We start from the raw sequence: 12,104 nt of genomic DNA on the forward strand, positions 1-12,104 counted from the left end.
TAAGGTCATTCATATGTAGAGACGATATTAATTCTTTTTCACAGATGACTTAAATGCTAAATATTGCGCTTTGTATTGATTATATGTATCCCATGTGTCAAATGTAAGACCGACAATCAATTGCTCGCCATCATTGTAAACGGTACGCTCAAACGTCTTGATATAGCTGCCGTCATCTGCTTCGATTGTGTACCAATGTACATTGCTGTCTTGTTTCTCATCTTGCAATGTTTCGAATAATTCATTTACTTGAAAGTCATTCGGTGTTTCGTTTTGCGGTCCTGAATAAACAAGGAAATGAATATTCTCCTCGCCCGGATTAACCGTCAACATTCGAACGTTATCATTATTATTATAGGAATGAGAAGGATGGGCTGTATACGTTTCCGGAAAATATGCCACAAAAGTGCCGCCGTTAAAAGTAACTTGCCCATTAGAGATGGTCATATAGTCTCCTTTTGGTTTTTCAATTGTAACGACTTCTTGCTGTGGTTCTTCTACTTTCACTGTCTCGGTTACGGCTTCAGACGGGGCAGTTTCAGGTTTTATTTCTTGTGCTTGTTCGGGTTTGCTTTTAGGCTCATCATTTTCTTCATTAAGCGAAATATGGATCTCGCAGCCAGCCAACCACATAATTGAAAATAAAAGCAATAGAGTAGAAAATAAATGTTTCATGCTGTCCTCCTGACAAATTTAAAATAGTAAAATAGAATGACCTTCATCTATTATTTTATAATTAAAAACCGCGAATGAATAGTAAAAATTAACTATAAAAAGTGGACATCATTGATCCAGTGTATAGATTTCTATGAAATTGGCATAATGAAGAAAAGGATGACTACAGTTGATGGGATGATGAAAGGAAAGAAAGACGGCATACAAGCGAATCGTTAGACGAATTTGAACTTTTAAAAGCGCTTCCATTGACTTTTTGAACTGTATAAAATAAAATTACAGTATGATGTAGCGAAAAAAGGGGGAAAATGTCGATGAATAGCGATTTTACTATTGCTGTCCATAGCTTAGTATACTTAGCTAATTTGCCTGAACATATGGCGAGCAGTGAAGCGATTGCTCATAATGTAGCGACAAACTCTGCACGTATACGGAAAGTGATGAGTACCCTTCGAAAAAAAGGATTGGTCAAAACGAAAGAAGGAATCCACGGCGGGTACTTGCTTAGCTGTGGCCCAGAGAACATTACATTGGCAGACGTGTATCATACCGTTTCGTATGGCACACTCCAGCCCAATTGGTGTACAGGCGATCCAGAAGATACGTGTCCGATATCGTCTAACACACAAGTCGTGATGGACCATATTTTCAATCAAGCAGAAGATTGTTATGAATTATACTTAAGCCAGTTTACGGTAGCCTCCGTATTGGACAAAATAAAAACATATAGTTAAACGATTCATAAAGGGGTGGAACAAAATGGGAATCAATATGCAGTTTCAAGTGGGGGAATGGGTGCAAGGCGAGACATGGGATAAACAGAGAATATACGGATATATCATAAAAATAGAAGATCCAGAAGATATTATGAAAGTCTATATCGTTGATTCAGTGAATAAAGAACTCATCGGGCGGATGATTCACGTGCTGTCGAAGTCAATTGAAAAAGTACCGGATACTATTGTCACAGAAGCAGCAGCGCTTGAACAACTAATTGATATGGCGTTATTAACGAAAGATGAAGAATGGTTTGAGCGATTAATCGCCCAGCTTAAAGACGTGAAAGAGCAGTATATTTAGACGACAGGAGACTCATATATGAAAAAGAAATATACGCCGCTGTTTAAAAACTTTACGCTGAAAAGCGGCATCGAACTTCATAACCGCATTGTTATGGCACCGATGACGAACTGGTCAGCGAATGAAGACGGTACCGTGTCAGATGCAGAGCTTGCCTATTACGCACGTCGTTCAAGCGGTGTTGGTATGGTGATTACTGCTTGTACCTACGTAACATCGAATGGAAAAGGGTTCCCTGGTGAATTTGCCGGTGACCGTGACGAGATGATTCCAAGTCTTAGTCGCCTGGCCAAGGCAATTAAAGGAGAAGGAGCTAAAGCAATCTTGCAAATTTTTCATGGCGGGCGGATGGTGCCTTTGAATCTGGTTAATGGCGATGTTGTCAGCGCAAGTACTGTCCCAGCAGGGGAAGGCCCAACACCACGTGAATTGACTGCTGCAGAAGTAGATGTGATCGTGGAAGCATTTGGTGAAACAACGAGACGCGCTATTGAAGCGGGCTTTGATGGGGTAGAAATTCATGGTGCAAACGGATACTTAATTCAGCAATTTTTTTCACCGCAAACCAATCGCCGTACGGACAAATGGGGGGAGCGTCTCGTATTCCCGCTTGCGGTTGTGGATAAAGTAAAAAAAGTGGTTTCAGAACATGCGAAAACACCATTTGCGGTTGGCTATCGTTTTTCTCCAGAAGAGCCGGAAACACCGGGTATTACGATGGCTGATACATTGGAACTGATTGATGCATTAAAAGAAAAAGAGCTTGATTATTTACACGTGTCACTTGGTGAGTTTTGGTCGAAACCAAGAAGAGGGGCTGAAGATTCTCGAACACGCCTTGAAATCATTCAAGAACGTGCCGGTGACAGTGTACCGGTAATTGGTGTCGGCTCGATCTATACAGCTGATGATGCCCTCCAAGCATTATCAACCGGTGTACCGCTTATTGCGATTGGCCGAGGTTTAATCATTGAACCGGATTGGCTTTTAAAGATTAAAAATGGTCAAGATGGTGAGATTAGGACAAAAATCGACAAAAATAATCAAGAGCAACTCGTTATACCGAATCCGCTCTGGAATGCGATTGTCAATACACCGGGCTGGTTCCCAGGTGTTTAATAAATTTGAAAAGTGATTAAATAAAACAGGCTGGATAATTCCAGTCTGTTTTTCTGTATAATAAGAAAGAACAATTATGACAAACCAATCGAGGTAACGAATGAATAAACAATCATTTAACGACTTTTTATTAAGCAGTAACATTGAACGAGCGCTTAAGGAGTTAGGCTATGCAGAACCGACAGATGTGCAGGCGGCCGTTATTCCAGTAGCACTTGCACAGAAAGATGTCGTCGTAAAATCGCAGACAGGAAGCGGCAAGACGGCGTCATTCGGCATTCCGCTTTGTGAGCTTGTGGACTGGGAAGAAAATAAACCGCAGGCACTTGTGCTGACACCGACGCGGGAGCTAGCAGCGCAAGTGAAAGAAGATATTACTAATATTGGCCGCTTTAAGCGGATTAAAGCGACGGCTGTATACGGCAAGCAGCCATTTGCCAGACAAAAATTAGAATTAAAGCAAAAAACACACGTTGTCGTCGGCACACCAGGTCGTGTACTTGATCATATTGAAAAAGAAACGTTAGCGACGGAAAAAATTCAATATTTGATCATTGATGAAGCGGATGAAATGCTTAATATGGGGTTTATCGATCAAGTATCAGCGATTATTGAAAAATTGCCATCAGAACGTGTGACGATGCTCTTTTCGGCGACACTGCCGGAAGACATTGAATCGCTTTGTCACCGCTATATGAAGAATCCGAAAGAAATCGAAATGAAAGCAGCCGGTTTAACGACAGAAAACATTGATCATGCGGTGATCACGGTAAACGAAGAAGAAAAGTTTTCCTTGTTAAAAGACATTTCTATTGTGGAAAATCCGGATAGCTGCATGTTATTTTGCCGGACGAAGGAGCGTGTGGAGACGTTATTTCATGCGCTCGATGAATCTGGGTATTCATGCGGGATGCTTCATGGAGGAATGGTACAGGAAGACCGGTTTGCTGTGATGGATGAATTTAAACGCGGCGAGTTCCGTTATTTTGCAGCGACGGATGTAGCAGCAAGAGGGATTGATATTGACAATGTTTCACTCGTTGTCAATTACGACGTGCCGCTTGAAAAAGAAAGTTATGTTCACCGGACGGGACGGACAGGCCGTGCGGGCAATAAGGGAAAAGCAATTACATTTGTGACACCACATGAAGGGAAATTTCTTGCGGAAATTGAGTCGTATATTGGATTTGACATACGAAAAGCAAGCCGTCCGTCGAAAGAAGAAATAGCGGCAGGACAGGCTGCGTTTCAAGAAAAAAGAAATGCACGCCCAACGTTAAAAAAAGAGAAAAGCCGTGAACTGAATAAAGATATTATGAAGCTCTATTTTAACGGTGGGAAGAAAAAGAAAATTCGGGCTGTTGATTTTGTCGGAACGATTGCAAATATTCCGGGTGTGACAGCAGACGATATCGGGATTATTACGATTCAAGATAATGTATCCTATGTCGAGATGCTGAATGGAAAAGGGCCGATCGTTTTGAAAGCAATGAAAACAACGACAGTCAAAGGGAAACAATTGAAAGTCCAAAAAGCAAGAGTTGAATAAGCAGGAAGAGAAAAAAGCTTTTGGTACTTTGTAAAATTAAAGACAAGTGAATGTATATTCTTATTATAAGAGTAGTGGATTGTCTTTAATGTCACACATTATATAAAAATTAGTACATCACTTATATATAGTGGTGTACTTTTTTTGTTTTATAAGACCTTCAAATGACCTCATTTACTACAATAACTTACCTTTATAGTAATTATTTTATAAATGCAAATAGTCGTAGTAAAATAGGAACATATATTCCTAAAATATATATTCTTTTTTGGAGGTGTTTTTTTGAAAGAATACTCGGTAAAAGAGGTAGCTGAACTATTAGGAAAACATGAAGAAACAGTCAAACGTTGGATTCGGTCAGGAAAGTTTCCTAACTCATATAGAAACAGCGATAAAGAAGGATGGAGAATTATCGAAGATGATTTATTAAGTCTAAATAATGTAGTGCCTATTAACAAGATTAGACAACAAAATGATGTTAAGGAAGCGAATGTCGATGTAACAGAGTTAGTTAAGTTAGCATATCAAGCTGTTACTTTGACTTCTCCTACTGATGAAATCTTACCTATCTTATCTGTTGTAGGAGTTAAACGAACCTTAGAAATACTTCTAATCATGCAACAATCAGCCACAAAGGTTAAAAACCCTGACGGGTTTATTCGAAAAGCAATTCGAGAAAATTGGAGTCCAACTTCCAACCCTATAAAATTACCAAAAAAACAAAGTAAACGATTGTATGAATTAACGCAACAAGAGTTTGATAAAAGCATACAAAAGAATAATCACGTGTCCTTCACTACTTTGTTTGGTGGCCTGGAAAATGGTGAACGTCTATCGTCAAATAAGGTTACAGGAGAAGTTTTTATGGACACATGTAATCAAGATCCAAATATCCTTGATGTCCACGAAAATGCAGTAAATATGGCAATTATCAAGTTGACCATTCAGTCTTTCCTATACGAAAAGTTTAAAGACGCAGTTAAAGGGATCAATTTTTAGTAATATTTCTATCAAAAATGAGCCTGTGGCTCATTTTTTTGTAAAATCAGACTAAATTCTGAGCTATCAAATTTGATAAAAACGCCTATGAAGCCCGTAATAACAGGCTTTTTTGACGAAAAGTTTTATTCTTGACAAGTGATACTATTCTGCGTTACTATATACTGGTAATCAGTAATACTAAATATCAGTAACACAAAATACCTGTGCTGAATAAAATATAGTGAAATACAAATGGAGGGGGAAATTTGGAAAATATTACGGAAATGCTGAAAGGGGTACTAGAGGGTTGTGTGCTTGAAATCATCAGCCGTGGCGAAACTTACGGCTATCAAATCACGCAACAGCTGCGAGAACTTGGCTTCATTGATGTAGTTGAAGGCACAGTTTATACGATTACCATGCGGCTTGAGAAAAACAATCTGGTGGACATCGAGAAAAAGCCATCGACTATGGGACCGCCGAGAAAATTTTACACACTCAACGCAGCAGGTCAAGAGCAACTTGATATTTTTTGGAAAAAATGGGAATTCGTTTCAAGCAAAATTAACGAACTCAAAACAAAAATAAAATCAAAAGGAGAAGTAATATGAGTATTATTGAAAAAATTATCGGAAGTCTGGATGACAAGCGGGAATGGAAGGCGATCGAGGCGCGTGCGAAGGCACTTCCAAGTGAGTACTGCAACGCTTACAACGCTATCAAAAAATATATGTGGACCTCTGGTGGTCCCTCCGACTGGAAGGACATCAGCCGTATCTTTGGCGGCATTCTCGACCTCTTCGAGGAAGGTGCAGCGGAAGGCAAGAAAGTCACTGATCTCACGGGTGAGGACGTGGCCGCTTTCTGCGACGAACTAGTGAAGGACGAGAAAACTTGGAAGGACATGTATCGCACGAAGTTGAACGATACGATTGGTCGAGGCTAACGGCGAAATCCTAGTGGATTTTCGCCTAGCAACGTCACTAACGACGCAAACCCGAAAATATCGTTCGAGTTTGCTCCGTACTGATAATATTCTGTTTTTTATTTACTTTGCTAAAAGTTTATTAATAATAATTTCATTAACGCCCAGTTTTATCTCCTCTTTGTAATAAATTAATTAAAAACTATTTTGAACATTTCTCTGTCCTTCTTTAACTAAACTGCTCGATTGTATGAATTAATCGAGTTGTTCGAAGCCGGTGCTGCGGAAGGCAGACAAGTGCTGGAAATCACTAGGGACGACTTGGCGTCCTTTGCCGACGAACTAGTGGGAAACGCTAAAACCTATGTCGACAAGTATCGTGAAGATTTGAATCAGAGTATCATGAAGCGATTAGGAAAAAAGTAAATTCAATAGATAATTCCGACTGAATAGCTGGTTACAAATGTGAATGTGCCACCTACACTATTCAGTTATATTTTTAACTATGTAGTAAGTAATACAGATTATCAGTCAGACTGAGTAGAAAAGTATAGGCAATCTAGCGCCTTGCTGCGCTTTTTATAAGGAGGAAAAAAGTATGAGCAATGCAGTGATTTCTGTAAAAGGGTTAAAAAAATCCTTTAAAGATAAGGAAGTCTTAAAGGGGGTGGATTTTGAGGTGCGGCGTGGCGAAATTTTCGCACTGCTGGGCTCAAATGGAGCGGGCAAGACGACGACGGTCAACATCCTCTCGACGCTGATGAAACCCGATAGCGGCGAAGTAGGTATTTGCGGCTTTGACATCCAGCGTCAACCAGATCATGTTCGCCAGAGTATCAGCCTGACAGGGCAGTTTGCAGCTTTAGACGGCATGCTCAGCGGGCGGGAAAACCTGATGATGATCGCCAAGTTGCGGGGAGTTTCCAATCCTGCTCAAGTCGCCGACAATCTGCTTGCAAGATTCAGCCTGACCGATGCGGCCAACCGCCGGGCAGACAAGTATTCCGGCGGGATGAAGCGCCGGCTTGACATCGCCATGAGCCTGATCGGGACGCCAGCAGTCATTTTTCTCGACGAACCGACCACAGGGCTTGACCCCGAAGCGCGGATTGAAGTCTGGGATACCGTCAAGGAGCTTGCCGGCGGTGGCACGACCATCTTGCTGACGACCCAGTACCTGGAGGAAGCCGAACAACTGGCGGACCGTATCGCCATCCTGCATGGTGGAAAAATCATCACGACCGGTACCCTTACCGAACTCAAGGAGATGTTCCCGCCAGCGAAAGTGGAGTACATCGAGAAGCAGCCGACATTGGAGGAAATTTTCCTCGCGATCATCGGCAAAAAGGAGGAGATGTAAATGAAAAGCAAAACAGGGGTATTACTAGGGCGTTTAATGCGCAACATCATGCGAAGCCCGGATATGATTATCACGGTGGCGATTACGCCGATTATGATGATGCTGCTGTTTGTCTACGTATTTGGCGGCGCTATAGAGACAGGCACGGACAACTACGTCAATTATTTATTGCCGGGAATCTTGCTGATGGCTATCGCATCCGGCGTCGCTTACACTTCCTTGCGACTGTTTACGGATGTAAAGAGCGGGCTGATGGCGCGTTTCATTACCATGCCCATCAAGCGCTCATCGGTATTGTGGGCTCACGTGTTGACTTCGCTTGTTTCCAATGCGCTTACTGTCGTGGTGGTTATCCTCGTCGCGCTCTTGATGGGCTTCCGTTCCAGCGCTGATATCCTGGATTGGCTCGCGGTAGCTGGGATACTCGGGCTGTTTACGCTGGCGCTGACATGGCTGGCGGTCATTCCCGGATTGAGAGCGGGGTCTATGGAAGGGGCGACAGCCTACTCGTACCCGCTGATTTTCCTGCCGTTTATCAGTTCGGCCTTTGTCCCCACCGAAACCATGCCTAAAATTGTCCGTGTGTTCGCTGAGAACCAGCCCGTGACTTCAATCGTAAATGCAATTCGTGCCCTCTTGTATGAAGGGTCTGTTGGCAACGGTATCTGGATCGCGCTTTCCTGGTGCGTCGGCATCATGGTCATCGCTTACTTCATCGCCAGTAAAGAATTTAAACGCCAGTTAGGGTAAGTACACCATTATGGGATTAACCAAATCAATAGTCAGCCGCTCCGATGAATGTATTTGCTACACATGGAAGGCTGTTTAAATGCCGGTGCAACCATCGATGAGATCATGGAAACCCTCGGAAATGGTGTGGTTGGTGGCGGCTCGATCACTTATCCAACTCGAGGTTTGCCATGCATGCTTTAGAAGAATTTACAGCGGGTAGTGCTCTTTCGCAGGAGGAGAAATTAAAAGAATAAAGCCCATAGATATAATTGGCAGTAAAGAGTCCACTTTGATAATCAATGTCATTAACTTAAGGAACTATGGATTACATTTAAGTTGGAATGTGATTCATAGTTTTTTTTCGATTGAAGGAAGAAATTTTAAGGCAGCACGAAAAGAGAGAATTTTTCTCCCTTAAATCGGATTATAAGTTGTTTTATTCCATCTTATCCACTGAAAGGCTTTCCTTGGCAAAAGGGAAGTTGGGAATTTCAAAGTCACTAGCCTTTACCAAAAAGTCTAGTAAAGATGGTCTTAAATTTACATTAAAAAAGTACGGAATAATTTAGAATTTTATAAATGAGTTATGAGCGAGTATAAAAATCTCTATTTCTTATTGAAAAAACGGGACAGCATTTTTGAAATAAAAGTTAAGTATGTGAAGAAATGTACTTAAAGTAACGGGTGCTTTAGTTGAAGTAACTTATGGGGTTTTGTTGTGGTAAAAACTTTGGTGTTGTTGTAGTAAAGAGGTCATATGTTGTACAAAAAGGATAGATGTTAGGAGGTATACGCCCTGTTCATCTATCCTTCCTTTTTACCTTATATAATGTGTGACAGTATAATGAATTGTTTAATTTTAGAGCTATATTATTATTTGCTTGACTTTTAATAAAACCCCAGTCAAAAGCTTTTTTTTTGTATATTGACAGAAAATTATATACATTTGCTATTGACAATAAAGTTGATGTGAAGTTAAAATGTTTCATATGGGCAACATTTTGATTCAAACGCATAGAATGTGCATATGGAAAACTAAATACGACTTCTCTTTTTTTAAATAAAAAGTTGCCTTAGGCAAAGATTTTAGGTGGAGAGAAAATATGATTGGGAAGGAGATGAAGAGGATGAAACCGGTACTTGATGTGTCAAACTTATTTGTTTCTTATCATGGGAATGATGCGATTCGCAATGTCAACTTTTCTGTTAAACCAGGAAAACTAGTCGGGATCATTGGACCAAATGGAGCGGGAAAGTCAACATTATTAAAAGCGCTGTTGAATTTGATTCCAAGAGATAAAGGAGAGGTTTTATTTCATGGGAAATCATTTGCGGATATAAGAAAGTCCGTTGCTTATCTCCCACAAAGAAGTCAGATTGACTGGGATTTTCCAATCAACGTTTTAGACACGGTCCTGATTGGTACATATCCGGGTCTTGGCTTTTTCAAAAAACCTCGTAAAAAAGAAAAAGAGTGGGCACTTCAATGTTTAAAAGAAGTCGGAATGGATGGTTTCAGTAAGCGGCAAATTGGTGAACTCTCAGGTGGTCAGCAGCAACGTGTATTTTTAGCAAGAGCGCTTGCTCAAAAGGCTGACATCTTTTTTCTTGATGAGCCATTTGTCGGGGTGGATGTTTTAAGTGAGGAAACCATTATTCGTATTTTGAAGAAACTCACGAGTATGGGGAAAACCATTTTCGTCGTTCATCATGACTTAAGCAAAGCAAATGAGTATTTTGACCAACTCCTTTTATTAAATAAAGAACTCATTCAATTTGGTGATGCGAACATTGTTTTTCAAAAGGAAATTTTAGCTAGAGCCTATTCCGGTCAGTTTTCATTTCTCGAGGAGATGGGGGTGAACGCGTAATGTCATTCATTGACGCAGTTATTCAATACGAGTTTTTACAAAAAGCGTTATTGACGTCTACAATGGTGGGGATTATTTGTGGGGTCATTGGCTGTTTCATCATATTAAGAGGAATGGCCCTGATGGGAGATGCCATTTCGCATGCTGTTCTTCCTGGTGTAGCAATTGCGTATATGCTTGGGATCAATTTCTTTATCGGAGCAGTCATTTCAGGCGTTGTAACGGCTATAGGTATTGGCTTTGTCAGTCAAAACAGCCGGATTAAAAATGATATCTCGATAGGTATCATGTTTACCGCAGCTTTTGCTTTAGGTATTATTTTGATTACATTTATGAAAAGCAGTACAGATCTTTACCATATCTTGTTTGGGAACGTTTTAGCTGTCCGGCCGTCGGATATGTGGATCACGCTTGGCATAGGAATTTTTGTTTTATTATCCGTCTATTTATTTTATAAAGAATTGCTTGTGTCGTCATTTGATTCGACAATGGCACAGGCGTATGGATTGCCGACAAAGTGGATTCATTATTTTTTAATGACATTGCTGACGATGGTGACAGTAGCCTCTTTGCAGACAGTCGGCATCATTCTTGTTGTCGCTATGCTGATTACACCGGCTGCAACCGCCTATTTACTAACGGATCGATTATGGATCATGATTTATTTGTCCGCCATTTTTGGTGTCATTGCATCCATTGTAGGATTGTATTTTAGTTTCACCTATAATTTAGCTTCAGGCGGGACAATCGTACTTGTTTCTACCGTACTTTTCTTATTGGCCTTTTTCTTTTCGCCAAAACAAGGAATTTTATGGCGCGCGATAAAATCAAGAAACAAAAAAATGTCACTTTCATAAAAGTGTGGAGGAGAAAAAAATGAATCCTTTTTTTAAGCTGCTATTTATTAGTTTAATGGCTATTGTATTTACGGCAGGCTGCAGCGAGGGAGAGCAAGGCAGCTCGGAAACAAAAGAAGAAAAATTACAAGTGGTGACAACGTATTCTATTTTATATGATATTGTGAAAAATGTGGGTGGCGATCAAGTGGAAATTCACAGCCTGGCTCCCGTCGGGTCAAATCCTCATGAATACGATCCGCTGCCGGTAGACATTCAAAAAGCAACCGATGCAGATGTTATTTTTTATAACGGTCTAAATTTAGAAGCAGGTAATTCGTGGTTTGAAAAACTGCTTGAAACGGCAGGAAAAGCAGATGAAGATGCACCGGTATATCGTATGAGCGAAGGGGTCGAAGCAAAACATTTAACAACAAAAGGGAAAGAAGGAGAAGAAGATCCTCATGCATGGCTTGATATTCGAAATGGCATCAAGTATGCAGAAAACGCCCGGGATGGTTTGATTGAAGTAGATCCTGAACATGCAGCTGTTTATGAAGAAAATGCGGAAGCATATATAAAACAGTTACAAGAACTTCACGAGCAAGCCGTAGCTGACTTTAATGAAATACCAGAGGAAAAGCGGTTTATCGTTACAAGTGAAGGAGCTTTTAAATATTTTAGTGCAGCATATAACTTCCAGGCAGGATACATTTGGGAGATCAATTCAGAAAATCAAGGAACACCCGAACAAGTAACGCAAATAGTGAAGTTAATTAAAGACAAAAAGCCTTCTGCTTTATTCGTTGAAACAAGTATTGACCCGCGCAGTATGGAAATGGTTTCATCGGAAACAGGGGTGCCCATTGGGGGGACGCTCTTTACGGATTCTTTAGGAAAACCGGGAGAAGCTGGTGATACGTATATAAAGATGATGAAATCAAATATTACGGTTATTCTTGAAAACGTACAATGA

The 12,104-nt window shown here is 40.7% G+C and carries 13 protein-coding genes and 1 pseudogene; 13 read left to right on the forward strand and 1 reads right to left on the reverse strand.

All coding sequences use genetic code 11. The features are described 5' to 3' along the window. Positions 1–27: 27 nt before the first annotated feature. Positions 28–675 carry a hypothetical protein gene (locus tag ACZYRN_RS03905; protein WP_488910170.1) on the reverse strand — a complete coding sequence of 216 codons (648 nt, stop codon included), beginning with the start codon at positions 673–675 and terminating at the stop codon, positions 28–30. A 314-nt stretch (positions 676–989) separates the two neighbouring features. On the opposite strand from ACZYRN_RS03905, the gene ACZYRN_RS03910 reads away from it, so the two are divergent. The 13 genes and pseudogenes from ACZYRN_RS03910 (at position 990) to ACZYRN_RS03970 (ending at position 12,104) form a co-directional block, all read left to right on the forward strand. Beyond that, positions 990–1,409, forward strand: a complete 420-nt coding sequence (locus ACZYRN_RS03910; RefSeq protein ID WP_488910171.1) for an Rrf2 family transcriptional regulator — start codon at positions 990–992, stop codon at positions 1,407–1,409. Between the two features lie 25 nt (positions 1,410–1,434). Continuing rightward, a complete protein-coding gene (locus tag ACZYRN_RS03915) occupies positions 1,435–1,755 on the forward strand; it encodes an IDEAL domain-containing protein (protein WP_488910172.1) in 321 nt (106 codons plus the stop codon). Between the two features lie 18 nt (positions 1,756–1,773). Further along, a complete protein-coding gene (locus tag ACZYRN_RS03920) occupies positions 1,774–2,874 on the forward strand; it encodes an NADH-dependent flavin oxidoreductase (protein ID WP_488910173.1) in 1,101 nt (366 codons plus the stop codon). 100 nt (positions 2,875–2,974) lie between these two features. Beyond that, positions 2,975–4,423 (forward strand): DEAD/DEAH box helicase, encoded by a 1,449-nt coding sequence (locus ACZYRN_RS03925; RefSeq protein ID WP_488910174.1) that lies wholly within the window; start codon positions 2,975–2,977, stop codon positions 4,421–4,423. Positions 4,424–4,705: 282 nt separating this feature from the next. Further along, on the forward strand, positions 4,706–5,422 hold the full coding sequence (locus ACZYRN_RS03930; protein WP_488910175.1) for a helix-turn-helix domain-containing protein: 717 nt from the start codon (positions 4,706–4,708) through the stop codon (positions 5,420–5,422). Between the two features lie 248 nt (positions 5,423–5,670). Beyond that, positions 5,671–6,015 carry a PadR family transcriptional regulator gene (locus ACZYRN_RS03935; RefSeq protein WP_488910176.1) on the forward strand — a complete coding sequence of 115 codons (345 nt, stop codon included), beginning with the start codon at positions 5,671–5,673 and terminating at the stop codon, positions 6,013–6,015. After that, entirely contained in the window at positions 6,012–6,350 is a 339-nt protein-coding gene (locus ACZYRN_RS03940) for a DUF1048 domain-containing protein (protein ID WP_488910177.1), read from the forward strand. Before ACZYRN_RS03935 ends, ACZYRN_RS03940 begins: the two co-directional genes overlap by 4 nt. A 228-nt stretch (positions 6,351–6,578) precedes the next feature. Next, positions 6,579–6,755 (forward strand): annotated as a pseudogene (locus tag ACZYRN_RS03945) (DUF1048 domain-containing protein); the annotation flags it as partial. A gap of 172 nt (positions 6,756–6,927) precedes the next feature. Continuing rightward, positions 6,928–7,689 carry an ABC transporter ATP-binding protein gene (locus ACZYRN_RS03950; protein WP_488910178.1) on the forward strand — a complete coding sequence of 254 codons (762 nt, stop codon included), beginning with the start codon at positions 6,928–6,930 and terminating at the stop codon, positions 7,687–7,689. Next, positions 7,690–8,439, forward strand: a complete 750-nt coding sequence (locus tag ACZYRN_RS03955; RefSeq protein ID WP_488910179.1) for an ABC transporter permease — start codon at positions 7,690–7,692, stop codon at positions 8,437–8,439. 1,109 nt (positions 8,440–9,548) lie between these two features. Further along, positions 9,549–10,292: a metal ABC transporter ATP-binding protein gene (locus tag ACZYRN_RS03960; RefSeq protein WP_488910180.1), complete on the forward strand. Its 744-nt coding sequence runs from the start codon at positions 9,549–9,551 to the stop codon at positions 10,290–10,292. Further along, entirely contained in the window at positions 10,292–11,149 is an 858-nt protein-coding gene (locus ACZYRN_RS03965) for a metal ABC transporter permease (RefSeq protein WP_488910181.1), read from the forward strand. The genes ACZYRN_RS03960 and ACZYRN_RS03965 overlap by 1 nt, the downstream gene beginning before the upstream one ends. 19 nt (positions 11,150–11,168) lie before the next feature. Then, the gene (locus ACZYRN_RS03970) at positions 11,169–12,104 is read left to right on the forward strand and encodes a metal ABC transporter substrate-binding protein (RefSeq protein WP_488910182.1); all 936 of its coding nucleotides are present in this window, start codon (positions 11,169–11,171) and stop codon (positions 12,102–12,104) included.

Source organism: Domibacillus sp. F004 (assembly GCF_057814295.1).

Bases quoted from the DNA above. Each gene is read 5' to 3' on its own strand.
- ACZYRN_RS03960 (WP_488910180.1), top strand. From the start codon at position 9,549: ATGAAACCGGTACTTGATGTGTCAAACTTATTTGTTTCTTATCATGGG.
- ACZYRN_RS03965 (WP_488910181.1), top strand. From the start codon at position 10,292: ATGTCATTCATTGACGCAGTTATTCAATACGAGTTTTTACAAAAAGCG.
- ACZYRN_RS03950 (WP_488910178.1), top strand. From the start codon at position 6,928: ATGAGCAATGCAGTGATTTCTGTAAAAGGGTTAAAAAAATCCTTTAAA.
- ACZYRN_RS03920 (WP_488910173.1), top strand. From the start codon at position 1,774: ATGAAAAAGAAATATACGCCGCTGTTTAAAAACTTTACGCTGAAAAGC.
- ACZYRN_RS03970 (WP_488910182.1), top strand. From the start codon at position 11,169: ATGAATCCTTTTTTTAAGCTGCTATTTATTAGTTTAATGGCTATTGTA.
- ACZYRN_RS03910 (WP_488910171.1), top strand. From the start codon at position 990: ATGAATAGCGATTTTACTATTGCTGTCCATAGCTTAGTATACTTAGCT.
- ACZYRN_RS03915 (WP_488910172.1), top strand. From the start codon at position 1,435: ATGGGAATCAATATGCAGTTTCAAGTGGGGGAATGGGTGCAAGGCGAG.
- ACZYRN_RS03925 (WP_488910174.1), top strand. From the start codon at position 2,975: ATGAATAAACAATCATTTAACGACTTTTTATTAAGCAGTAACATTGAA.
- ACZYRN_RS03955 (WP_488910179.1), top strand. From the start codon at position 7,690: ATGAAAAGCAAAACAGGGGTATTACTAGGGCGTTTAATGCGCAACATC.
- ACZYRN_RS03905 (WP_488910170.1), bottom strand. From the start codon at position 675: ATGAAACATTTATTTTCTACTCTATTGCTTTTATTTTCAATTATGTGG.
- ACZYRN_RS03940 (WP_488910177.1), top strand. From the start codon at position 6,012: ATGAGTATTATTGAAAAAATTATCGGAAGTCTGGATGACAAGCGGGAA.